This is a genomic window from Micromonospora sp. LOL_015 (genome assembly GCF_048060275.1).
GTDB lineage: Bacteria > Actinomycetota > Actinomycetes > Mycobacteriales > Micromonosporaceae > Micromonospora_E.
In genome coordinates this window covers 473331-496374 of the sequence record NZ_JBHMIO010000001.1, presented here as the reverse complement: position 1 = coordinate 496374, position 23044 = coordinate 473331, and the positions used below count along the sequence as shown (strand labels likewise).

Here is a 23044-nt window from a genome sequence, read left to right as displayed (position 1 = left end):
GAGGTGCGGTTGTGGACAGACTCGACCCCTACTTCGGGTACAACTTCGCGGTGGAGCTCGACGGCATTACCCGGGCCGGATTCCGGGAGGCTTCCGGGCTGGAGACCAGCCAGAACGCCGCCGAGTACCGGGAGGGTACGGACCGGAACCTGGCGCCACGCAAGATCCCCGGGCTGAACAGTTACGGTGACATCACGCTCAGCCGTGGCCTCACCAGCGACAGCAAGCTGTGGGAGTGGCGGCAGAAGGTGATGAAGGGCACCGTGGAACGGCACAACGTGTCGATCACCCTGCTCGACCAGCAGGGCAACCCGAAGGTGACCTGGAACCTGTTCGACTGCTGGCCCAGGTCGTGGAGCGGGCCCAGCCTCAGCGCTACCAGCGACGAGATCGCCGTGGAGCAGCTCATCCTCGCCTGTGAACGCATCGAGGTCGACCAGTGGAGCTGACCGGCGTCGCCGAGGCCCGCCGTACCGAGTTCCCGTTCACCCTGCCGCACGGGCTGGTCGCGCCGGACGGCACGGTGCACCGCGAGGGAACCATGCGGATGGCCACCGCGCTCGACGAGATCGAGCCGATCAAGGATCCCCGGGTACGGTCGAACCCGGGCTACCTGGTGATCATCCTGCTGGCCCGGGTGATCACCCGGCTGGGCGGGCTGGAGTACATCAACACCAACGTGGTCGAGAACCTCTACTCCGCCGATCTCGCCTACCTGCAGGACTTCTACCAGCGGATCAACCTCAACGGGCACGCCCGGCTGCAGGTCGACTGCCCACACTGCAGCGGATCGTTCGAAGTGGAGCCGCCCAGCCTGGGGGGATGACGCGCTACTCCCCGGACCGGCTGCACGAGGAAGTAGCGTACCTGGCCTATCACTTTCACTGGCCCTATCACGAGATCATGCAGCTGGACCACCGGGAACGGCAGCGCTGGGTCGCGGAGGTCGCGCGGATCAACGAGCGACTCAACGAACAGGGAGGGGCACGGAGATGATGTCGACCGGGATTCCGCTCGGGCTCAGCTGGGCACCTGCCGCCGTGGGCAACTGGACCGGCCTGCGGCTGCCGGACCCGTTCCAGACCTTCAACTTCGCGGTGGAGATCGAGGGCCTGCTGCTGGCCGGGTTCAACGAGGTCAGCGGCCTGGAGAGCCAGATCGAAATGGAGTCCTACCGGGAGGGCGGGGTCAACAGCTTCGTTCACCAGCTGCCCGGCGCGGCCACTCCCGCGCACCTGGTGCTGCGGCAGGGGCTGAGCCCGCTCAGCGGTCTGTGGGGCTGGTACGACAACACCACCCGGGGCGTCATCCAACGCCGCAGCGGCACGATCGTGCTGCTCGACCGCCGGCAGATCCCGGTGATGTGGTGGAACTTCCGCAACGCGTTGCCGGTGCGCTGGACCGGCCCGACGTTCAGCGCGAGTGGCGACGACGTCGGCTTCGAGTCGCTGGAGCTGGTGCACGAGGGTCTGACCAAGCCGCTGCTGGGCCAGGCCGCCGCGCTGGCGCACGGCGTGGCCGGCATGGTCGGCTGACCGGGAGCCTCGGATGAACGACGACGACACGACCTTCGACCCGGCGCTGGTCCACCGGCTGTCCCGGCCGGCCCGGCGACCCGGCCTGATCGACCTGGGCCAGGCCCGGTCCGCGCTCACCCGCCACCACACCATGCCGGCGGGTCTGCCGCTGGCCGAGGTCGCTTCGCGCTACGTCAACCTGGCCACCCAGCAGCACGCCGGGCCGACGACACCCATCGTGTACGCGCAACCGGTACCGCCACCGTCCGCCGGAAGCCCTGCCCCGGTCGGTGCTCTGCCGACCAGCCCGCCCGCCGCCCCGGCGAACGCCGGGCCACCTGCCCCGGCGCACCCCGGGCCGGTCGCGGCGGCCCGCCGCCCGGCGGCCGACCCGGCCGGCGGATCGCCGGCCGCCTCGTCCGGCCCGGTGGTGTCGGCGCGTCCGGCCCGCCCGGCCGCCGAGCTGAGCCCGGTGTGGACCGCCACCGGTCCCGGGATCGCCGGCCCGGCCGTGCCGCCGGTGACGCCCCGGCCGGGTGCCGGCCGACCGCTGACCATTCAACGCAAGGTGGCCGCACCCACCGATCAGGGTTCCGCGCCACTGCCGGCCCGCCCGGCCGAAGCGCCGGCGTCCGTTGGCCCGTCGTCCACCAGGCCGTCGTCCACCAGGCCGTCGTCCACCAGGCCGTCGTCCACCAGGCCGTCGCCCACCAGGCCGTCGCCCACCAGGCCGGCGGTGCCGACGGGTGCTCCCGGTGCCGCCGCCGGGTCGTGGACTCCCACTGCCGCGGGTCCGACGGTGGCCGGCTCCGCCGACTGGACCGGGCTGATCGGCGTCCCTGGCCGGATGGCCAGCGGATCCCACCTGACCTTCCGCACCCCACCGACGGCAGATCACGCCAGTCGGCCCGCCGCCGGTGTGCCGTCCGCCGTCGGGCAGCGCCCGCCCGCCGTACCGCCGGCCCAGGTGGTCACCGCGCGGCAGCCGGCGGCCCGACCGGCGCCGCAGCTTCCGCTGGCCGCACCGTCGGCGGCCGGCCCGCAGGTCCGGTCGGTACCCGGCGCCGTCGGCGTACCGTCGGCGGCCGGCGTGCCGTACCACCCGGCCGTCGCGGGCCCGGTGCCAGCGGCTTCCGGTGGCCCCGGGTACGGTGCGACCGGCCATGGCGGCCGTGGATTCGGCTCGCGCGACGGCGCCGGCACCCTGCCCGGCAGTTCAGGGTCCGTGCCGCCCCGGGCCGACCGGGGTGTGCCGCAGCCGCCCGTTCAGCCGGCCCCGCAGGTCGACGTCGGGCAGGTCACCGAGCAGGTACACGGCCGGATCATGCGCCGACTGTCGGTCGAGGCCGAGCGTCGGGGGGTGCGGCGGTGAGTCTCAACAAGGCGGGTCTGGCCAACGCCGCGCTCGGGTTCGGCCCGGGCGGTGGTGGGTTGCAGAAACTGACCATCGCCCACGACGGCACGGACTTCGATCGCAACGGCCCGATCGAGGCGCTGTTCAACCCGCACGAGATCATCCGGTCGCGGTCGGTCAACTGGCACGCGCACGAGAGCGCAGGCAAGGGCAGCGCCTGGACGTGGAGCGGGTTGCAGCAGGAGTTCGCGGCCATGCAGCCCGCGACGTTGTCGCTCGAGCTGTTCTTCGACACCTACGAGTCGAGGGCGGAGGCGTCCATGTGGGCCCGGGCCACCTCGCTGGTGACGCCTCCCAATCCGTTCCAGACCGGCGACGCGACCGACGTCACCGCGTTGACCAGCCGGGTGGCCCGGCTGGCCGAGTTCGACAAGGAACTGCACCGGCCACCGCTGTGCACCCTGTCCTGGGGGGCCTTCGCCGACATCTTCACCGGCGTGCTCACCCAGATCAGTGAACGGTTCACCATGTTCCTGCCCGACGGCACGCCGGTGCGGGCGACGGTTTCCTGCAGCTTCGTGGAGTCGCTCACCGACGCCCAGCTCAAGGAGCGTGAGCTGCACTCCTCCGACGTGCACAAGACGTGGGTGGTGCGGCGCAACGACACGCTGCACAGCATCGCCGCCGCCGAGTACCGGGATCCGCGGCTGTGGCGGCACATCGCCTCGGCCAACGGCATCGTCAACCCCCGTGACCTGCGTCCCGGCACGGTCCTGACCATACCGCGGCTGAGCTGAGCGGAGGGTCAGACGATGGAAACCGCCGAGTCGGGGCCGGACTTCGAGATCCGGTGTGGCGGCCGGCGCCTGCCGCCGAACGCCCACAAGGACGTGGAGTCGGTGACCGTGCTGGAGGACCTGAACGCGCTGAGCATGTTCTCCGTCACGTTGAAGAACTGGGACGCGGAGCGGCTCGCGGTCACCTGGTCGGACTCCACGCTGTTCGCGGTCGGCACCGAGGTGCGGATCTCGCTCGGGTACGTGAAGGACCTGCACCTGGTGATCACCGGGGAGATCACCAGCCTGGAGCCGTCGTTCGCGGAAGGCCGGCCGCCGACGCTGACCATCCGCGGCTACGACCTGCGACACCGGTTGGCCCGCCGGCAGCGGACCAGGACCTTCACCCGCACCAGGGACAGCACCATCGCTCGGCAGTTGGCCAAGGAAGCGGGTCTGCGCGCCGACGTACCCGACACCCGCACCGACCTCGACTACGTACTGCAGAACAACCAGACCGATCTGGAGTTCCTGCAGCGGCGGGCGGGGCTTCTCGGGTACGAGATTCACGTACGGGACAAGGTGCTGTCCTTCCGGCCGCCGCAGCACGGCCGGGTGCCGGCGGCGAAGCTGCGCGTCGGCGACGACATCTCCCAGTTCACCCCCCGGCTGCGGACCATGGGCCAGGCTGCCGAACACTCCGTACGGGGCTGGGACGTGGCCGCCAAGAAGGCCGTCGTCGCCACGTTCGGCTCCGGATCCGAGTCCACGGCGATGGGTGCTGTCACCGGACCCCGCGAGGTCGGCCGGGTCTTCGGCCGAACCAGATCGACCAGGGCGGACCTGCCGGTGCCGAACCAGGACCGTGCCGACCAGCTTGCCCGGGGACAGTTCAACGACCTGGCGTTGAGCTACATCACCGGCGAGGCCGAGTGCGGCGGGCAGCCTCGCCTGCACGCCGGCGAGGTGGTGCGGATCGAGGGAGCGGGTGAGACCTTCAGCGGTGAGTACTACGTCGTCTCCGTCGAACACTCGGTGACCGCAGCGGCCGGCTACCGGTCCAGCTTCGAAGTACGGAGGAACGCGGCGTGACGGACGTCTACCACCAGTTGGCGGGTGGCGAGCCGGCCCACCCGGACGGGCGGTACCACGGGGTGGTGATCGGCATCGTCACCAACAACAACGACCCGGACGGTCTGGCCCGGGTCAAGGTGGCGCTGCCCTGGCTGGCCGACGATGTCGAGACCGACTGGGCGCGGGTGGCCTCGCCGATGGCCGGCCCCGGCCGTGGCTGCTACTTCCTACCGGAGGTCGGCGACGAGGTGCTGGTCGCCTTCGAACACGGCAATCCGGAGGTCCCCTACGTCGTCGGTGCGTTGTGGAACGGCAAGGATGCCCCACCGGTCACCAACGCCGACGGCCGCAACGACGTACGGGTGATGGTCTCCCGCAGCAAGCACGTGATCCGGCTGATCGACACCAAGCAGGACGAGCGGATCGAGATCGTCGACGGCAGCGGCAGGAACAGCATCGTGATCAGTACGAAGGACAACCAGATCACCGTCACCGCGGACGCGGACGTGGTGATCTCCGCCGGCGGGCGGCTGCGGCTGGCCGGTGCCGGCGTCGAGATCACCTCCACGGCCGACGTCAAGGTCGAGGCGAAGTCCGCGCTCGCGGTCAAGTCCAGTGGACAGTTGGACATCAAGGGCAGTCAAGTCAACATCAACTGAATGGGGGGTGAGTTCTCATGGGGCAGTTCGCGGCGAAGCAGGGTGACCGGGTCAACGCGACCGACATCCACATCGTCATGGTGCCCGGGGCACCCGCGCCGACACCGACACCGTTGCCGCATCCCTTCACCGGGATCATCAACGGCGGGCTGAGCGCCGACGTCAAGATCATGGGTAAGCCGGCGGCGGTGGCCGGCTCCACCGCCGAGAACACCCCGGCACACGTACCCACCGCGCCCGGCACGTCGTTCCAGAAGCAGCCGTCGAACACGGCCACCCTCGAAGGCGGCAGCGCGACAGTGAAGATCAACGGAAAGCCGGCGATCAGGTCCGGTGACCTGGCCTCGACCTGCAACGATCCGAAGGACCTGCCGAGCGGCACGGTGCTGGCCACGGGCACGGTGACGATCGGGTGACCGGCACGGTGAAACACGGCTTCCTCGGCACCGGTTGGGCGTTCCCGGTCGGCCACGAGCCGGCGCAGGGCATCCGGCTCAGCGACGACGGCGCGGCACTGATCCGCCAATCGATCGGACTCATCCTCGGCACCGCACCCGGCGAGCGGGTGATGCGGCCGGAATTCGGCTGCGGCATCCACGACATCGTGTTCGACGTCAACGACATCGGCACCGCCGGTCGGGTCAGCCGGTCGGTGCGCGAGGCACTGGCCCGCTGGGAACCCCGGATCGACGTGCTGGACGTCTACGCCGCACCTGACCCCGCCGACCGGCGCCGCCTGCTCATCGAGATCAACTACCAGGTGCGCTCGACCAACAGCCGGTTCAACCTCGTCTACCCCTTCTACCTGACATGACCGGACAGCCCCCACCCATCGATCCCCGCGACCGGGCAGCGCTCGCCGCGCAGACCACCGCGCTGGTGACCCGGTACAGCGACTGGCGGCCACCCGCCGACGGGCGACCCGACGCCGGCCAGGCACTGATCGGCATCTTCGCCCGCTACGCCGAGTTGGTGGTGCAGCGGCTGAACCAGGTGCCCGAACGCGACTACCTCGCGTTCCTCAACCTGATCGGGACCCGGCCGGTGTCGCCGCGACCGGCCCGCGTACCGCTCACCTTCGCCCTGGCCCCGGGCGGCCGCACCGAAGCGGTGGTCCCGGCCGGCACCCAGGTCGCGGCCACCCCGCGCGACGGCGAGGACGACGAGGTCGTCTTCGAGACCGCGACCGACCTGGTGGTCACCCCGGCCCAGCTGCAGGCCGTGCTCGTGGACGACGCGCTGCGGGACAGTTACGCCGACCGCAGCGCCGCGGGTACCGGCCAGCGCGACGAGTCGTTCGCCGCCTTCACCGGTGACCAGCAGGTGCCGCACCGGTTCTACCTGGCCTGCGACCCGGTCCTCGTCACCGAGGGGACCAAGACCGTCGCCGTGCGGTTGACCACCACGGACGTCACGATGCTCGGCGGTTGGCCGATTTCCTGGGCGTACTGGGACGGCGCCCGGTGGCAGCCGGTCGATGCCGACACGGTGCTGACGGACACCGCGTTGGTGGTGACCCTCGCCGGCCTGCCGCCCCTGCCCGCGTACGACGTGAACGGCACCACCGCCGGATGGTTACGCGCACAGCTCGACATGCCGCTGCCCCACCCGGTCCCCGGGCTGGCCCTCGACGCCGTCGCGGCCGGTCAGCGCACCCCGCAGGTTGACGTCGCGGGGGTCTTCCCGTTCGGTGAGAGCAGCCAGGTCAGGCGGTGCTACCTCAGCGTCCCGACGGCGACGGCTCTTCCCGGTGCCGTCGTCCGACTGACCGTCACCCTCGCCCGACCGGCAACGGCCGTCCCGGACACCAGGGTGCAGGTGGTGTGGTCGTACAAGGTCGGCGACGAATGGCAGCCGCTGGGCCAGTCCAGCACGGCGCAGGTGGCGTCCGGATTCGACACTCCCGCCAGGCTGCGCGACGGTACGCAGGCGCTGACCCGCGCCGGCGACATCAGCTTCCGAATGCCGGCCGAGTGGCCGGCCGAGCTGTTCCAGGGACGGTCCGGCCACTGGCTGCGGGCCGAGATCGTCGACGACGGTGCGACGTACGCCACCCTGCCCCAGCTGGCGGCGGTGACCGTCGGCTATGACTGGGAGCTGCCCGTCATCACCGCCATCGACGTATCGATGCAGACGGAACCGGATCCGGTGGCGCTGCCGCGAGCCGTCAGCAACACCAGCCCGATCGACGTGACCAAGGACTTCCGTCCCTTCGGCGAGCAGCCCCGGTTCAACGACACCTGCTACCTGGCCTGCCCGGCGAACCTGGTCTGGCCGGGCGCGGAGCTCGTCGTCGAGGTGACGCTGACCAACGGGCCGGCCGACCCGCCGGGCCCGGACGACCCGGCCGGCCCTGCGGTGCCGCCGGTACGCACCGAGGGTCACCCACGGCTCGTCTGGGAGGCCTGGGACGGCGCGGCCTGGCGTTCGGTGACCGTCGACGATCCGGAGTACGCCTTCACCGACAGCGCCACCGTGACGCTCACCCCGCCGGTCGGCTTCGCGCCCACCGGGGTCAACGGGGTCGAGGAGTACTGGGTGCGGGTCCGGCTGATCGGTGGCGACTACGGGGCTGCGGCCCACTACACGCGCAACGACGACGGCGGCTACGAACTGGTCGACGCGACCTTCGCGCCGCCGGTCGTCACCACGTTGTCGTGGCGGTCCCGCGCTGGTCTCGCCGCCGCGGTCCCGGCACAGGCCTGCGTGACCGAGAACGACTTCCGCCTCGTCACCCACCACCGCGACGGCGACGAGCCGTGGGAGGTCACCCCGTTCGTCCCCAATCCGAGCCGCGAGCCCGCCCTCTACCTCGGCTTCGACCAGCCGTTCGGCAACCGCCCGGTCACGCTCTACCTCCAGGTCGAGCCACCGGCGCCGGAGGAGGTGGCCGCCGACCGGCTCGCCGGGGCCGACCTGACCGACCGGGCCGACCTGGTGTGGGAGTACAGCGGCGTCGACGGCTGGCGGCCATTGGCCGCGATCGACGAGACCGGGACGCTGGGCGACCGTGGCGTGGTCCGCTTCGTCGGTCCGCCGGACCTGACCGCCCGGGAACGTTTCGGTCAGCATCGGCGCTGGCTGCGCCTACGGCACCGGCGCGGCAGCTTCGCGACCCCGCCCCGGCTGCGCCGGGTCGCACCCAACACGACCTGGGCGACGCAGACGACGACCAGCACCGAGGAGATCCTCGGATCGGGCGTCGCCGAGGCCGGCCAACGGCTGACCACCGCGCAGACGCCGGTGCTGGCCGGCCAGCAGCTCGTCGTCCGCGAGCCGCAGCGGCCGTCGCCGGCAGAGGAGGCCGCGCTCGTCGCGGCCGACGGCCCAGGCGCGGTCACCGACGATGCTGAGCAGGCCTGGGTACGCTGGCACGAGGTCACGGACTTCCACCGTTCCGGGCCGGGCGACCGGCACTACACCATCGACGCCGCCACCGGTGAGATCGGATTCGGCGACGGCCAGGCGGGGCGGGTGGTGCCGCTCGGGCAGAACAACGTCCGGATCACCTACCGCACCGGCGGCGGTGAGCAGGGAAACCGTCCGGCGGGCACCGTCGTCACCCTGAAATCTGCGGTGCCCTACCTGGACTCGGTGACCAACCACGAGCCGGCTTCCGGCGGTGCCGGCTGGGAGCCGCTGGACCGGGTGCGGGCCCGGGGACCGAAGGCGCTGCGCCACCGTGACCGGGCGGTCACGGTCGACGACTTCGTGGACCTTGCGTTCGAGTCCTCGGCGGAGGTGGCCCGGGCCCAGGCGGTGCCGCCGAGCGGGTTCGACCCGTTCAACCTGTGGCTCGATCCGGGCGAGCAGCCGGGCGGTGAGCATCAGCAGGCCGACGTCGGCGGGGTCGGGGTCATCGTGGTTCCGGTCTCCACCGCCGCCCGACCGGCGCCCAGCCTGGGGTTGCTGCGCCAGGTGGATCAGCACCTGCGGGCCCGGTGCGCGCCGACCGTCGGCCTCTGGGTCGCCGGACCGGAGTGGATCGAGGTGACCGTCACCGCCACGGTGGTGGCCACCACGCCTGAGTCCGCCGGGCTGGTCCGGGCGCGGGTCGAGCAGACCCTGGACCGCTTCCTGCATCCGCTGACCGGCGGACCGGACGGCACCGGCTGGGCGTTCGGCCGCAAGCCGCACCGCTCGGACCTGTACGCGGCGGTCACCGCCGTCGACGGAGTCGACCATGTCCGCGAGCTCGCGGTGGCGCAGGTGGCCGAATCCGAAGCCCTCGGTGAGCGGCTGGCGGCGGTCCTGGACCGTTCGCTCGCGCAGGGTGCGGCAGAGCCGGTGGCCGCGGACCTGACCCGGTGGCTGGCGCGGGCGCTGGTCTACTCCGGGCGGCACCAGATCACCGTGACCCTTCCAGCGTGAGGACCGCCGTGCCGATTCCGTTGCCGAATCTCGACGACCGCGACTACGACGACCTCGTAGGCGAGGCGCGGTCGCTGATCCCGGCCCTGCTGCCGGAGTGGACCGACCACAACCCGAGCGACCCCGGCATCGTCCTGGTCGAGATGCTGGCCTGGCTGACCGAGATGCAGCTGTACCAGGTCAACCAGATCCCGCAGAGCCACACCCGCAACTTCCTGCAGCTGCTCAACGGCCCGGAGTGGACACCACCGGCCACCGGTGGGCTCGACGACGCCGTCCGGCAGACCGTGGCCGACCTGCACGAGCGCTACCGGGCCGCGACCGCCGACGACTACGAGTACCTGGTCCGTCGGACCTGGCCAACTCAGTCGCAGGCCGCCGGGCTGGCCCCGGTCCAACGGGTCCGGTGCGTCGCCGGCCGCAACCTCGCTGCCGCCGATCCAGCCGCGCCCGCCCCGGCGCACGTCAGCGTCATCGTCGTCCCTGAGCCGGGCGCGGCGACCGACACCCATCCGGTGCCCACCGACGCGCTGACCACCGAGCTGCACGACTTTCTCGAGCCGCGTCGGCTGCTGACCGTACGCCACCATGTCGTCGGCCCGCAGTACGTCGACATCGGCGTCTCGGCCGACCTGGCGCTGCGCGAGGACGCCCCGCCGGCCGACGCCCTCGCCGACGCACAGGCCCGGCTGCACCGGTTCTACGACCCGCTCACCGGCGGTGCCGCCGGCACCGGCTGGCCCTTCGGGCAGGGCATCCACCCGTCCGAGGTGTACGCCGTACTCGAGCAGTCACCGCTGCTCGACTACATCGAGAACGTTCGGCTCACCCCGGTCAACGCAAATGGTGCCGCCGCCGGAGTCGCCGCCGCCAGCGTCGACGGTGTGGCGGGCAGCATCGAGTTGGATGTGCACCAGCTGCCCCGGCTGGCCCGGCTGGCCCTGGTCGGTTACGACACGTACGGCCGCACCCACCTGCCGAGTGGGGAGGGCACGCCATGAGTCGGTACCTCGACCACCTGCCGGCGATGTTCCGGGAGGACCCGTTCGCCGGCCGTTTCCTGCTGGCCTTCGAAGCGATCCTGACCGGCCGCGACGACGTCGAGGGCCTGGAACAGACCATTGAGCGGTCCGCCGACTACATCGACCCGGTGCACACCGGTGAGGACTTCCTGCCGTGGCTGGCCGGGTGGGTGGCGCTGAGCCTACGCGCGGACTGGGACGCGGCCACCAAGCGTGGCTTCATCCGGGAGGTCGTGCCGCTGTACCGGCAGCGGGGGACCCTGGCCGGGCTGCGCCGCATGCTGGAGATCTACCTGCGGCCGTTGGCCGACCAGGTGACCCGGGAGGATGTGGTGATCCTCGACGATTACGACACTCCCGCCCACTACTTCCAGGTCCAGCTGACTCTGGGCGCCGCCGATCGCGACGAGCTGCGCAGGGTGCAGGAGACCGCGCGGGCGATCATCGACCGGGAGAAGCCGGCCCACACGTTCTATGCGCTCAAGGTCGTGGTGCCCACGATGCGGCTGGTATCCGAGGAGCTGAAGGAACGCGAGGGCGGCAAGCCGGAGCGGCTCGTCCTCAACCGCAACACGTTGCTCGGCACGCGCGACTCGACCTGAAACCGGAGGAGGTCCGATGGCGGACTACACCCAACCTGACGTCGTATCGAAGCGTGTCCGCTTCTTCGACGGGCAGTTCCTGGAGGACCAGGACTTCATCGACGAGCAGAAGTTCCACCTGGACCGCGAGCGCCGGCAGAGTCGGCTGCTGCGGCTCACCGGCGTCAGCGACGGCCTGACCCTGACCGCGGCGGACGAGCCGACCACGGTCACCGTCTCCGCCGGGATGGCGGTCGACGCCCTGGGCCGGCACCTCGTCCTGGCCGCCGGCACCGACCTGTCGCTGGGTCCGGGATTCGCCAACCAGCAGAACATCGAGGTGCATCTGGCCTACCAGGAGTCCCCGACGGACGTGGGGCAGACCGGGGACGGAGGGGTAGGCGCCCGACGCTGGGAGGAGCGGCCAAAGGTCGTGGCGGTCGCCCCGAACGGCGCGACGGCGGTCGCCCCCGCCGAGGCCCCGCCCGAGCTGGAGGGGCCGACGGTGCTGCTCGGCCGGCTCACGGTGGCCGACAACGGCGACGTCACGGTCGACCCGACCACCGCCCATCGGTCCAGCCTGTCGATGTCCGGCGGCATCGGGATCGGCACCGACGCCGTCGGCGGCGGTCTGGACGTGGGCGACTTCGACCCGCAGGACCGGCATCTGACGTTCCGGCTCGCCGCCGACGATCAGCGTCGCGGCGGGATAAGGTTCTGGGCCGGCGCGGCCAACCAGGGCTTCTCGGTGGAGTACGACGGACGGTCGGCCGCCGGGCGTGGCCTGCACGTGCGGACCCACAACTCGGATCCGGCCGGAACGACCCGGCTCTTCGTCGGCGCGGACGGCCACGTCGGCATCGGCACCACCGACCTGTCGGGTGCCGACGGCTGGGGGCGGGTGGTCGACGTGGTCGGCACGGCGACCACCAAGCTGTCGGTACGCACGGTGAAGGTGGACGGCCGGGTGATGGCGCACGACACCGGGATGTTCGGTGCGCCGGCCGGGATGATCGTGGGCACCGGGACGACGAGCCCGCTGACGCTGGTCACCAGTCAGGCCGCCCGGCTCACCATCAACCCGGCCGGCCAGGTCGGGGTCGGCATGAATGCCGTCGAGGGTCACCAGTTGGCCGTGCGGGCCGAGCACCGGCATCTGCTGTTGCGCCGCGACGCCCGCGACGTCGAGCCGGGACGCAAGCTCGTCTTCCTGGAGCTGCTACAGGCCGACGCGGCGCCGCCCACCGTGCCGCCCACGACGCTCGCCATCCGGTTCCAGCACGGTGGCCGGTACGCGTACCAGCTCGAAGTGGACCCGGACGGTTTCCATTTCAGAGCGGGCGATGGCGAGTATCGCGGTGTACATGCCGGGCAGGTGACCGCGAGGGCGGTGCGGATCGGTGACGTCGTCATCGGTGAGCGTGAGCTGAAGATCCTGAAGAAGCTGGCCGACAACGAGCTGGTCTGCAAGCTACGGAACACCTTCTACGACAGCTACATCTGGGACAGTGGCAGAAAGTATGACGGCGGCCCATACTTCCACGCCCTGACCTGGATTCCGGGGCAGCCTCCTGCTTCGCACACGAGGACCTTCTGGCAGTTCGAAATCTCCAACGAGTGACAAGCGACCTTCGACGGGACGGACGAACCTATGCGGGAACAACTGGAACAGCGGGTTGCCGAGCTGGAGGCCGAGTTGCGCGCCGGCCAGCAGATGCTCGCCGAGGTGGAGGCCAGGCGGGCCGACATCCAGCAGACCCTGCTGCGGATCACCGGTGCCATCCAGGTGCTCAACGAACTGCTGGCCGCCGAGCCACCCACCGGGCCGGCGGTCGCCGACGCCGACCGGTCAGCGGCCGACGACACCGGTCCGGCACCGACGGCGGTGCCGGACCAGTTGGTGCCCCAGTCGTTGTGATCAGCGGTGGTCGACCGGTGCGCTGGTCGGGCAGGTCCGTCCGGCCAGCCACATCCGGTGGGCGAACAGGCCCAGGTATCCGGCGAGCACCGCGCCGAGCAGGACGCCGAGCATCGCCGCGGTCGCCGAGGTTCATCACCATCATCCGAACGGTCTGCAGCAGCACTGCGACCATCGGCCACAGCCCGTTGAGGATCGCCGCGACGGTCACCTCACCCAAGCCTCGGTAGTTGAACCGGCCGGGCGGTGCGGTGTAGAACCAGGCCAGCACGACGGCGGCGGTGGCGGCCAATGGATGTAGGCCCTGGTAGATGTCCCAGGTCGCCGCCCGACGTGGCGGTCGGCGAGGTACGTTCGGCGCGACGGCCACTGTGGCTGACGAGCGGGCGGCGGCGACGTCGGTCCACGTCCCGATGCTGGAGACGGAGGTGCCGCTGGGTCGGGAGCAGTTCGAGACCGGGAGATCCACCTGCGTCAGCGTACGACGGTCAACTCGCGGTCCCTGTGCGTCGGCGCGGCGCAGTGGACCCTGATCCTGCAGGAGTCGGACCGGGCGGACATGCACTGGGTGGACGCGGGTTCGCCGAGCAACACCGGCACCGCGACGTTCGTTCGTTCCTGAGCCGACGGCGTCCGGCCTACGGCACCAGGTGGATGCGGACGCGACGGGCGGCGACTGCGGCGTCCTGCAGCACGGCGAGCCGTGGCTCGGGGCAGTCCAGCAGGTGCGGGTGGCGCACCGGCAGCAACGGTGCCAGCCGCCGGTCGGCGAGGACCGCGTCGACCATCAACCGGTCGCCGCCGCAGACCAGCGCGCGGATCGGCTCCTCAGCGTCGGCGGGACAGAATGGCAGCAGCACCCGGGCCACGATGTCGGCGGCCCGGCCGGCCGCCGCCGTCGCCTGGTTGTCGCGCCGCCGGGCGTACCGCTGCTGTGACTGCCCGCCGGCGGCGGTGCGTCCCTGCACGTAGTGGCGCTCCACCTTGGACACCGCAACATTGGTGCCGTCGACGACACCGACCGCCACCGCGCCCTTGCGGGCCAGCAGCAGGCCGATGCGCGGCGGCCGGATCAGTGCGGCGAGCAGACCGTCGACGTCGTTGATCCCGTCGACTCCGGGCGGCGGATGCAGGGTCGCCGTGTCGCCGTTGCTGGCCCCGGTCAGGGTCAGCCCGTCCTCGGTGGCGCCGTCGTGCCGGCCGTAGAAGCCGTCCAGCCAGCCCCGCAGACGCTCCGGGGAGATCTCCACCCACCGGCCACCGCCGGCCGCCGGCCGCGCGCCGCGCATCCGCTCAGCCCCCCGGTACGGCGGGGGAGCCAGCCAGCTCGCGGCCGCGTCCGATCAACTGCTCCAGCCGGGCGGTGAGCCGGTCGGCCCGGTCGGCGGCGACGATGTCGGCAAGCAGGTCGGTGTAGTCCATGGTGAGTCGACGGTACCGCCGGACGAAGTCACCTCGCTCCCCGGTGCCGCCGACCGTGTCGTGTTCGCCGCCGGCGTACCTCGTTCGCCCGCACGTACCGGCGGTCCAGGTCGATGATCTGCTGGCCGAGCGTGGCAGCGGCGGCCGACGCATCCGGTCGCGGCGCGTCGGCCAGGGTCGCGCCGTCGGCGACGTGCCGTCACCACCTCGGTGCCGACGGCGCGTCCCATGCCCGGTCCTGCGGTCCGGCTGCGGCACGCCACAGCTCGTCGGCGCGCCGGGCGTGCTGGTGCGCCCGACGTCGGGGCAGCGTCGCCGTGACATATCCGGCGGCCGTCAGCACGGCAGCCCCGACCGGCCACACCAGCCAGGACCATCCCAGGGTCGACCCACCCCGATGATCGAATCATCGGACTGCCGCCGATTCTGCCCGACCGGTGCCAGCTGCCCGGTCGCGGTGCGGCCCAGCTCGGCGGTGCCCGGTGACCGACGACACAGTCGGCCGACGGGGGAAAATGTGTCGGCGGTGTGAGTTGGGACGTTTTAGCCTGGGCCGGTGCCGCCGCTGATCCCGCACCCCGATCCGGGCAGTCCCGATATCCGGGGGCCGGTGCGCTACCTGTGGTGGCTGGTGTGTCGCCAACCGTGGCGGGTACTGCGCGGCGCGTTGCTCAGTACGGTGTGGATGGTCGGCCTGGCCGGTCGGCCGTACCTGGTGGCCCGGGCGATCGACGACGGACTGCGTCCCGGCCGGTGGGCCGTACTGGCGTGGTGGGTCGGCGCCGTCCTGGTCGCCGGGGTGCTGATCTCCGTGGTTGGTGTGCTGCGGCACCGCACGATGACCTACATCCGCGAGGACGCCACCGCCCGGTCCGCCGGGGTGCTGTCGCGGCAGCTGGCGCGCATCGGCGCGGTCCTACCGAGCCGGCTCGCCACCGGCGAGGTGGCCACCGTCGGCGGCACCGACATCACCCACACCTCGCACGTGCTCACCCTGACCGGGCCGGGCGTCGGCGCGGTGCTGGCGTACCTGGTGGTCGCGGTCCTGCTCTGGACGGTCTCGCCGGTGCTTGCTGCGGTCATCCTGATCGGCGTGCCGGTGGTCGCGGCGCTGCTCGGCCCGCTGCTGCGCCGGTTGGACCGGGCCGAGCAGACCTATCGGCGGGAACAGGGCCAGCTCACCGCCCGCGCCGGTGACATCGTCGCCGGGCTGCGGGTGCTGGCCGGGGTCGGCGGTCGGTCCCTGTTCGCCGACCGCTACGTCGAGCACTCTCAGCGGCTGCGTGGGCACGGCTACCGGGTCGCAGCGGTGAACAGCTGGATCGAGGCACTCACCGTCACCGTCCCCGGCCTGTTCCTCGCCGCCGTGGTGTGGATCTCCGCCCGGATGGCGGTCGCCGACGAGATCACCATCGGGGAGCTGGTCGCCGTCTACGGGTACGTGGCCGCGCTGACCGTCCCGGTCTGGTTCCTGCAGGAGGGCAGCTACCAGTTCATCCGGGGCCGGGTCGCGGCCCGCCGGATCGTGGCCCTGCTGCGGCTCACCCCTGACCCGGTGACGGAACTGGCGGTGCGGCGCACCGCCGCTCCACGGCAGCCGGCAGACCTGCACGACCCCGACAGTGGGTTGACCGTGCCGGCGGGACGGATGATCGGGGTGGCGGCCGACGACCCGGGCGACGGGCAGGCCCTGGCCGACCGGCTGGGCCGGTTCCGCCGGTCCGGGGTGACCTGGGGCGCGGTGCCGCTGGGCGCGGTCGCGCTCGACGAGGTGCGGGCCCGGATCCTGGTCGCTGACCACGACGCGTACCTGTTCGCCGGCACGCTGCGGCAGATCCTGCAGGGTGGGCGGGCGGACGAGCCGGACGCGGCCGGTGACCGACGGGTGCGGGCGGCGGTCCGGGTCGCGTCCGCCGACGACGTGCTGACGTCGCTGCCGGACGGCCTGGCTACCCCGATCGGCAGTCGCGCCCGTACCCTCTCCGGTGGCCAGCGCCAGCGGGTCCGGCTGGCCCGGGCGCTGCTGGTGGAGCCGGAGGTGCTGATCCTGATCGAGCCGACCTCGGCGGTCGACGCGCATACCGAGGCACGGGTCGCCGACCGGCTGCGGGTCGCGCGGGCAGACCGGACCACGGTGCTGGTAACCACGTCCCCGCTGCTGCTCGCGGTCACCGACACGGTGGCGTACCTGCGCGGCGGTCGGGTTGTCGGGATCGGCGGCCACCCGGAGCTGCTGGTCGGCGACCCGGACTACCGAGCGCTGGTCGCCCGGGGCGGCGAACTGACCGACGCGGCCGGACCGACCCTGGGGCCGACTGCGGGGCCGACTGCGGGGCCGGCCGCGGGGCCGACGCCCGGGGCGGGGCAACCGTGACCGCCTCCGGTCGGTTGCCGGTGGCCGATCCGCGTACCGTCCGGCGGGCGACCGGTGAACTACTCGGTCAGCAACGCTGGGTGGTCGCCGGCATCCTGGTGCTGCACGTCGGCGCGGCCCTGGCCGGCCTGGCCGGGCCGTGGCTGCTCGGCCGGATCGTCGACGTGGTCACCGTCGGTGCGTCGGTGGCGGCGGTCGATCGGCTGGCGGCGGCGCTGATCGGGTTCGTCCTGCTGGAAGGGCTGCTCACCCGCTTCGCCCGGTACGTCGGGCTGCGCTTCGGCGAACGGGCGGTTGCCCGGCTCCGCGAGGACTTCGTGCACCGCGTCCTCGGACTACCGGTGTCGGTGGTCGAACGAGCCGGCACCGGCGACCTCGCCACCCGCAGCTCCAGTGACGTCGCCACGGTCGGCACCATGGTCCGCGATGTGGTGCCGGTGGTGGTGATCGCCACCGCGCAGCTGGTCCTGCTGCTCGGCGCGGTGTTCTGGCTGCATCCGCTGCTGGGGCTGGCCGGCCTGATCGGCCTGCCGTCGATCGTGGCGGTGACCCGGTGGTACCTGCGTCGGGCGCGCCCGGCCTACCTGACCGAGGGCGCGGCGATGGCCGCGTTGACCGACACGTTGACCACCACCGCCGACGGTGCCCGTACGGTGGAGGCGCTGCGGCTGGGCGACGAACGGATCCGCGCCGGCCGGACCCGGATCGCCGACCTGTGGGCCGCCCGGCGGGCCACCCTCGCACTGCGTTCGGTGTACTTTCCGGTGGCCGAGGCCAGTGTCGCGTTGCCGATCGGTGCCGCGTTGCTGGTCGGCGGGCTGCTGCTGCACCGGGAGACCGTCACCCTCGGCGCGGTGGTCGCCGCCGCGCTCTACCTGCAGCAGGCCGTCGAGCCGTTGGACACCATCCTGCAGTGGATCGAACAGGCCCAGCGTGGGCTGGCGTCGTACGCCCGGGTGCTCGGCGTCGGGCAGGTGCCGCCGGAGCCGCGCGGCCGGAACGCCACGCCGACCGGCCGTGAGGTGCGGGTGACCGGTCTGACCTTCGGCTACGGCGGCGGCGTCGACGTGCTGCGCGGCATCGACCTGACGGTGGCCGCCGGGCAACGGCTGGCGATCGTCGGCCCGTCCGGGGCGGGCAAGTCCACCCTGGCCCGGCTGATCGCCGGCATCGAGGCGCCCCGCGACGGCGCGGTGCTCCTCGGCGGCTGCCCGGTCACCGAACTCGACCCGGCGCAGCGGCGCCGCCGGATCGCCCTGGTTACCCAGGAACACCACGTTTTCATCGGTACGCTGCGTGAGAACCTGCGGTTCGCCGCCCCCGAAGCGTCCGACCAGGCGTTGCGGTCCGCGTTGGTCACCGTCGGTGCCGACTGGTACGCCGACCTGTCCGCCGGCCTGGACACGTTGCTCGGCGACGGCGCGCTCGACCTGCCGGCCGCGCACGCCCAGCAGGTGGCGCTCGCCCGGCTGGTGCTCGCCGATCCGGACATCCTTATCCTGGACGAGGCGACCGCGGCACTGGACCCGACCACCGCTCGCCGGACCGAGCAGGCGTTGGCGGCGGTACTGGCCGGGCGGACCGTCATCGCCATCGCACACCGGTTGAACTCGGCCCACGACGCCGACCGGGTGGCGGTGCTGGACCAGGGTCGAATTACCGAGCAGGGCAGCCACGACGAGTTGATCGCCGCCGACGGCGCATACGCCGCCTTGTGGCGCTCCTGGCACGGCTGACCGCCCCCGGCGGTGGCGTCGGCCGTGCCAGCCGGACCACCCGTACCATCGGCGCAGGTGCGACGGCGAAGGAGTGAGTGTGCTGGTGGTGCAGGGGCTACTCGGCCCCGCCGGTCGGCTCGCCGTCTGGGCCGAGGACTCGACATTGCCGTCGGCGCCGCCCCGGCGGCCGGGGCGGCCGCCGCGCCGCCGGCCGCACCCGTTCGCCGCCGGCCACGAGACCCTGGTCGCCGCGCTGAGCCCACTGCTCGGGCCGGTGGCGGTGAAGGCGGTCACCGGCAGTACGGCGGTCCGGCTGCCGACCATCACCGGTGCTCCGGTCGAGTCACCGGAGCTGGTCCGTACCCAGTCCGACGCGCCGACCACCGGGCTGGCCCGCGACGGCGGCCGCGCCGACTGGCTGGTGTCCACCCTGGAGTTCGACGCCGACGAGGCGTTGCCGGTGCTCTGCACTCTGCACGAGGTCGATCCGGCAGCCGACATCGCGCCTGGCGACGGTCTGCCGGGCGACGATCTGCCGGGCGGGCTCGTGATCGGCGCCGGGGTGCGCCACCTGGCGCTGTTCGCCGGGTTCGCCGCCGAACTGGTCGCCCGGGGCCGGGTGCTACCCGCTGCCCGGCCCGGCGCGGCACCCGGGTCGGCCACCGCCTGCTGGCTGCCGCTGCTGACCGGTGTCGACCAACGGTGGGCCCGGTCGCTGGCGTTGGCCACCCCGGCGGCGGCGCTGGCCGCCGGGGCGTCCGGCACCGGACACCGGCGTGTCGCCGAGGCACTGGACGCGCTGACCGACGCCGCCGCCCGCGCCGCGCTGCACGGTGTACGGCTGGCCGAGGACCGTGCCCGGTCCGGGCCGTTGGCCGCCCGCGACGCCTGGCTGGCCGCGTTGACCGGGCCCCGGCGGGACTTCACCGCCCCGGTCGCGGCACTCGACGCGCTCGTCGCCGAGCTGGAGCACTGGCAGCGGGACGCGGCCGGCGGCCCGGTGCGGGCCCTGTTCCGGCTGCGCGAACCCGAACGCGACCCCGATCCCGCCATCGACGATTCCGGCACCGACGGTGACGCCACTGACGGTGCCGCCACCGTCGGCTGGCGGCTGGAGTTCGCGTTGCAGGCCACCGCCGAGCCGAGCCTGCTGGTCGACGCCGCTGCGATCTGGCGCGGCGGCCGGCAGCTTCAGCCGCTCACCCGGCACACCGCCGACCCGCAGGAGACGTTGCTGGCCGAGCTCGGCCGGGCCAGCCGCCTGTGGCCGGCGATCGACGACGCGCTGCGCACCGCCGCCCCCGACGGGATGGACCTGGACGTCGCCGCCGCCCACCGGTTCCTGCGCGACGGCGCGCCGGCCCTGCACGCCGCCGGGTTCGGCGTCCTGCTGCCGTCGTGGTGGCGGCGGCCCACCGCCCGACTCGGTGCCCGGCTGCGGGCGAGCAGCCGTACCGCCCCGGGTACCGTCGCCGTCGACCGCGACTTCGGCACGTCCGCCCTGGTCGACTACCGCTGGGAGGTCGCCCTCGGCGACCAGCCGCTGACCGAACAGGAGCTGCGGGACCTGGCCCGGGCCAAGAGCCCGCTGGTACGGCTACGCGGCGAATGGGTCGAGGTCGACCCGACCCGGCTCGCCGCCGGACTGAAACTGCTGCGCTCCGGGGGTGAGCTGGCCGTCACCGATCTGCTGCGGGTCGCTCTCGACGGCGACGGCGACGGTGTCGCGCTGCCGCTGCCGGTGCTCGGCATCGACGCCGACGGGGCGCTCGGTGACCTGCTCAGCGGAGAGGTGGAGCGCCGGCTCACCCCGGTGACCGAGCCGGCCGGTTTCCGGGGCCGGCTGCGCCCGTACCAGCAGCGGGGTCTGGCCTGGCTGCGGTTCCTGGACTCGTTGGGACTCGGCGGGGTACTCGCCGACGACATGGGACTCGGCAAGACCGTACAGCTGCTCGCCTTGCTCGCCGCCGACGAACCCGACGCCGGACCGACGCTGCTGATCTGTCCGATGTCGCTGGTCGGCAACTGGCAGCGGGAGGCTGCCCGGTTCGTGCCGGACCTGACGGTGCACGTGCACCACGGCGCCGACCGACCCCGCGGCCCGGAATTCGTCGCGGCGGTGACCGACGCCCGGCTGGTGGTCACCACCTACGCGGTGGCCGCCCGGGACGCCGCCGACCTGGCCGGCGTCGGCTGGCACCGGATCATGGTCGACGAGGCGCAGGCGATCAAGAACGCGGCGACCCGGCAGGCCGTCGCGATCCGGTCACTGCCCGCCCGGCACCGGGTCGCGATCACCGGTACGCCGGTGGAGAACCGCCTCGCCGACCTGTGGTCGATCATGGAGTTCGCGAATCCGGGCCTGCTCGGCGGCGCGGCCAGTTTCCGCCGCCGCTACGCCGAACCGGTGGAACGCCACGGCGACGCCGAGGCCGCCCAGCGGCTGCGCCGGATCACCAGCCCGTTCGTGCTGCGCCGGCTCAAGACCGACACCTCGATCATCTCCGACCTGCCGGCCAAGTTGGAGATGGAGGTGGTGTGCAACCTCACCGCCGAGCAGGCGTCGCTCTACCAGGCCGTGGTTGACGACATGATGGGGCGGATCGAGTCCAGCGACGGCGTCGAGCGTCGCGGCCTGGTGCTGGCCACCATGACCAAGCTCAAGCAGATCTGCAACCACCCGGCGCAGTTCCTGCGCGATGGCTCGCACCTGGCCGGACGCTCCGGCAAACTGGCCCGGCTCACCGGGATCCTCGACGAAGTGTTGGCGGCGGGGGAGAAGGCGCTGCTGTTCACCCAGTACGCCGAGTTCGGCGCGATGCTGCGCGGGTACCTGTCGTCGTACACCGGTCGGGAGGTGCTGTTCCTGCACGGCGGCCTGGGCAAGGCGGACCGCGACGACCTGGTGGCCCGGTTCCAGGCCGGCGGCGACGCCGACGGCGACGGGCGGGCCGGTCCGCCGCTGTTCGTTCTGTCGTTGAAGGCCGGCGGCACCGGGCTGACCCTGACCGCCGCCAACCATGTCGTGCATGTGGACCGGTGGTGGAACCCGGCGGTGGAGGACCAGGCCACCGACCGGGCGTTCCGGATCGGCCAGCGGCGGGCGGTGCAGGTCCGCAAGTTCGTTTGCGCCGGCACCGTGGAGGAGAAGATCGCGGCGATGGTGGCGGACAAGCGTGGCCTCGCCGCGACCGTGGTCGGCAGCGGTGAGCAGTGGCTGACCGAGCTGTCGACCGCGCAGCTGCGGGATCTGTTTACATTGGAGGCAGGGGCGGTGGTCGAATGAGCTCGTTCGCCGATTTCGGCCGGCCCCGGCGGGTCGACGGCGGGCTGCGGGCCCGCAGCACCCGGGGCGCGATCGGTCAGTCCTGGTGGTCGCGCCGCTTCGTCGACGTGCTGGAGTCGTTCGCGCTCGGCACCCGGCTGACCCGGGGCCGCTCCTACGCCCGAGCCGGGCAGGTGCTCGCCCTGACTGTGGCACCTGGCGTGGTGACCGCCCAGGTACAGGGTTCCCGGCCCCGGCCGTACCAGGCACGGATCGGGCTGCGGCGCTACGGCGACGCGGTGTGGCGGCGGATCGAAGGCACCCTGGCCGGTCAGGCGCTGTACAGCGCCCGGCTGCTCGCCGGTGACCTGCCGCCGGAGCTGGAGCAGGTGTTCGTCGCCGCCGGGGCACCCCTGTTCCCGGCCGGGGTCGACGAGCTGGCGATGAGCTGCAGCTGTCCCGACACGGCGGTGCCGTGCAAGCATCTGGCCGCTACCTGCTATCTGCTCGCCGAGGAGTTCGACACCGACCCGTTCCAGATCTTGCATTGGCGGGGGCGGGACCGGGCCACCCTACTGCGTCAGTTGCGGCTCGCCCGTGGCGGCGACGGGCCGTCTGCCCGTGGTGACGGCGGTGCGTCGTCCGCCGACGCTGCCCCGCCGTCCACCGACTCCAGTGCGCTGCCGGTGAGGTCCCCGGTCGGTGCCGGCCCCGCGCTGGCTGGCCTGTCCGAACCCGTCGCCACGTCGGACGCCGGATTCTGGCGTGCACCGGTGCCGCTGCCGGACCGTGAGCCGGTCCTGCCGGCCCGCGCCGACCTGCTGCTGCGCCAGCTTGGCGCGCCGTCACCGGCGATCGGCGGACCGGCCCTGGTGACGGTGCTGGGCCGGGCCTACCGGCGGTTCGCCGAACCCGCGCCGGCCGACGACTGACCCGGGCTGCCGGTGCGGCCGGCCGGCGACTGCTCCCGCCGGGCGGCCGACGGCGGACGCG

The 23044-nt window shown here is 72.6% G+C and carries 22 protein-coding genes; 19 read left to right on the top strand and 3 right to left on the bottom strand.

Going from position 1 to position 23044, the window contains the following annotated elements:
* Positions 1-11: 11 nt before the first annotated feature.
* The 15 genes from ACFHWU_RS02160 to ACFHWU_RS02090 are packed head-to-tail and all read left to right on the top strand — an operon-like array spanning position 12 to position 13272.
* A complete protein-coding gene (locus ACFHWU_RS02160; RefSeq protein ID WP_416567523.1) occupies positions 12-449 on the top strand; it encodes a phage tail protein in 438 nt (145 codons plus the stop codon).
* Positions 440-826, top strand: coding sequence for a hypothetical protein (locus ACFHWU_RS02155; protein WP_199757664.1), 387 nt, complete (start codon positions 440-442; stop codon positions 824-826). Before ACFHWU_RS02160 ends, ACFHWU_RS02155 begins: the two co-directional genes overlap by 10 nt.
* On the top strand, positions 823-996 hold the full coding sequence (locus ACFHWU_RS02150; RefSeq protein ID WP_199757663.1) for a DUF6760 family protein: 174 nt from the start codon (positions 823-825) through the stop codon (positions 994-996). The genes ACFHWU_RS02155 and ACFHWU_RS02150 overlap by 4 nt, the downstream gene beginning before the upstream one ends.
* The gene (locus ACFHWU_RS02145; protein WP_416556326.1) at positions 993-1535 is read left to right on the top strand and encodes a phage tail protein; all 543 of its coding nucleotides are present in this window, start codon (positions 993-995) and stop codon (positions 1533-1535) included. The genes ACFHWU_RS02150 and ACFHWU_RS02145 overlap by 4 nt, the downstream gene beginning before the upstream one ends.
* Positions 1536-1548: 13 nt before the next feature.
* The gene (locus ACFHWU_RS02140; RefSeq protein WP_416589672.1) at positions 1549-2889 is read left to right on the top strand and encodes a hypothetical protein; all 1341 of its coding nucleotides are present in this window, start codon (positions 1549-1551) and stop codon (positions 2887-2889) included.
* Positions 2886-3668: a LysM peptidoglycan-binding domain-containing protein gene (locus tag ACFHWU_RS02135; protein ID WP_416556328.1), complete on the top strand. Its 783-nt coding sequence runs from the start codon at positions 2886-2888 to the stop codon at positions 3666-3668. Before ACFHWU_RS02140 ends, ACFHWU_RS02135 begins: the two co-directional genes overlap by 4 nt.
* Positions 3669-3683: 15 nt before the next feature.
* Complete coding sequence (locus ACFHWU_RS02130) at positions 3684-4739, top strand: phage late control D family protein (protein WP_416589671.1); 1056 nt, start codon at positions 3684-3686, stop codon at positions 4737-4739.
* Positions 4736-5380, top strand: coding sequence for a phage baseplate assembly protein V (locus ACFHWU_RS02125; RefSeq protein ID WP_416589670.1), 645 nt, complete (start codon positions 4736-4738; stop codon positions 5378-5380). The genes ACFHWU_RS02130 and ACFHWU_RS02125 overlap by 4 nt, the downstream gene beginning before the upstream one ends.
* 17 nt (positions 5381-5397) lie before the next feature.
* Entirely contained in the window at positions 5398-5796 is a 399-nt protein-coding gene (locus ACFHWU_RS02120) for a PAAR domain-containing protein (protein WP_416556331.1), read from the top strand.
* The gene (locus ACFHWU_RS02115; protein WP_416556332.1) at positions 5793-6194 is read left to right on the top strand and encodes a GPW/gp25 family protein; all 402 of its coding nucleotides are present in this window, start codon (positions 5793-5795) and stop codon (positions 6192-6194) included. Before ACFHWU_RS02120 ends, ACFHWU_RS02115 begins: the two co-directional genes overlap by 4 nt.
* On the top strand, positions 6191-9751 hold the full coding sequence (locus ACFHWU_RS02110) for a putative baseplate assembly protein (RefSeq protein WP_416589669.1): 3561 nt from the start codon (positions 6191-6193) through the stop codon (positions 9749-9751). The genes ACFHWU_RS02115 and ACFHWU_RS02110 overlap by 4 nt, the downstream gene beginning before the upstream one ends.
* Entirely contained in the window at positions 9748-10752 is a 1005-nt protein-coding gene (locus ACFHWU_RS02105; RefSeq protein WP_416556334.1) for a hypothetical protein, read from the top strand. The genes ACFHWU_RS02110 and ACFHWU_RS02105 overlap by 4 nt, the downstream gene beginning before the upstream one ends.
* The gene (locus tag ACFHWU_RS02100; RefSeq protein WP_416556335.1) at positions 10749-11375 is read left to right on the top strand and encodes a phage tail protein; all 627 of its coding nucleotides are present in this window, start codon (positions 10749-10751) and stop codon (positions 11373-11375) included. Before ACFHWU_RS02105 ends, ACFHWU_RS02100 begins: the two co-directional genes overlap by 4 nt.
* A 16-nt stretch (positions 11376-11391) precedes the next feature.
* A complete protein-coding gene (locus ACFHWU_RS02095) occupies positions 11392-12975 on the top strand; it encodes a hypothetical protein (protein WP_416589668.1) in 1584 nt (527 codons plus the stop codon).
* A gap of 30 nt (positions 12976-13005) precedes the next feature.
* The gene (locus ACFHWU_RS02090; protein WP_416556337.1) at positions 13006-13272 is read left to right on the top strand and encodes a hypothetical protein; all 267 of its coding nucleotides are present in this window, start codon (positions 13006-13008) and stop codon (positions 13270-13272) included.
* A 638-nt stretch (positions 13273-13910) separates the two neighbouring features.
* Here the strand turns inward: ACFHWU_RS02090 and ACFHWU_RS02085 are convergent.
* The 3 genes from ACFHWU_RS02085 to ACFHWU_RS02075 all read right to left on the bottom strand — a co-directional run bounded on the left by ACFHWU_RS02085 (position 13911) and on the right by ACFHWU_RS02075 (position 15058).
* On the bottom strand, positions 13911-14561 hold the full coding sequence (locus ACFHWU_RS02085) for an acVLRF1 family peptidyl-tRNA hydrolase (protein WP_416556338.1): 651 nt from the start codon (positions 14559-14561) through the stop codon (positions 13911-13913).
* 4 nt (positions 14562-14565) lie between these two features.
* Complete coding sequence (locus ACFHWU_RS02080) at positions 14566-14694, bottom strand: hypothetical protein (RefSeq protein ID WP_416556339.1); 129 nt, start codon at positions 14692-14694, stop codon at positions 14566-14568.
* Between the two features lie 199 nt (positions 14695-14893).
* The gene (locus ACFHWU_RS02075; RefSeq protein ID WP_416556340.1) at positions 14894-15058 is read right to left on the bottom strand and encodes a hypothetical protein; all 165 of its coding nucleotides are present in this window, start codon (positions 15056-15058) and stop codon (positions 14894-14896) included.
* 192 nt (positions 15059-15250) lie between these two features.
* Between ACFHWU_RS02075 and ACFHWU_RS02070 the strand changes: the two genes are divergently transcribed.
* From ACFHWU_RS02070 to ACFHWU_RS02055, 4 genes are all read left to right on the top strand, one after another.
* On the top strand, positions 15251-17068 hold the full coding sequence (locus ACFHWU_RS02070) for an ABC transporter transmembrane domain-containing protein (RefSeq protein WP_416556341.1): 1818 nt from the start codon (positions 15251-15253) through the stop codon (positions 17066-17068).
* Positions 17065-18804 (top strand): ABC transporter ATP-binding protein, encoded by a 1740-nt coding sequence (locus tag ACFHWU_RS02065; RefSeq protein ID WP_416589667.1) that lies wholly within the window; start codon positions 17065-17067, stop codon positions 18802-18804. Before ACFHWU_RS02070 ends, ACFHWU_RS02065 begins: the two co-directional genes overlap by 4 nt.
* 79 nt (positions 18805-18883) lie before the next feature.
* Positions 18884-22072: an SNF2-related protein gene (locus tag ACFHWU_RS02060; protein ID WP_416589666.1), complete on the top strand. Its 3189-nt coding sequence runs from the start codon at positions 18884-18886 to the stop codon at positions 22070-22072.
* Positions 22069-22983, top strand: a complete 915-nt coding sequence (locus ACFHWU_RS02055) for an SWIM zinc finger family protein (RefSeq protein ID WP_416556344.1) — start codon at positions 22069-22071, stop codon at positions 22981-22983. Before ACFHWU_RS02060 ends, ACFHWU_RS02055 begins: the two co-directional genes overlap by 4 nt.
* Positions 22984-23044 lie beyond the last annotated feature (61 nt).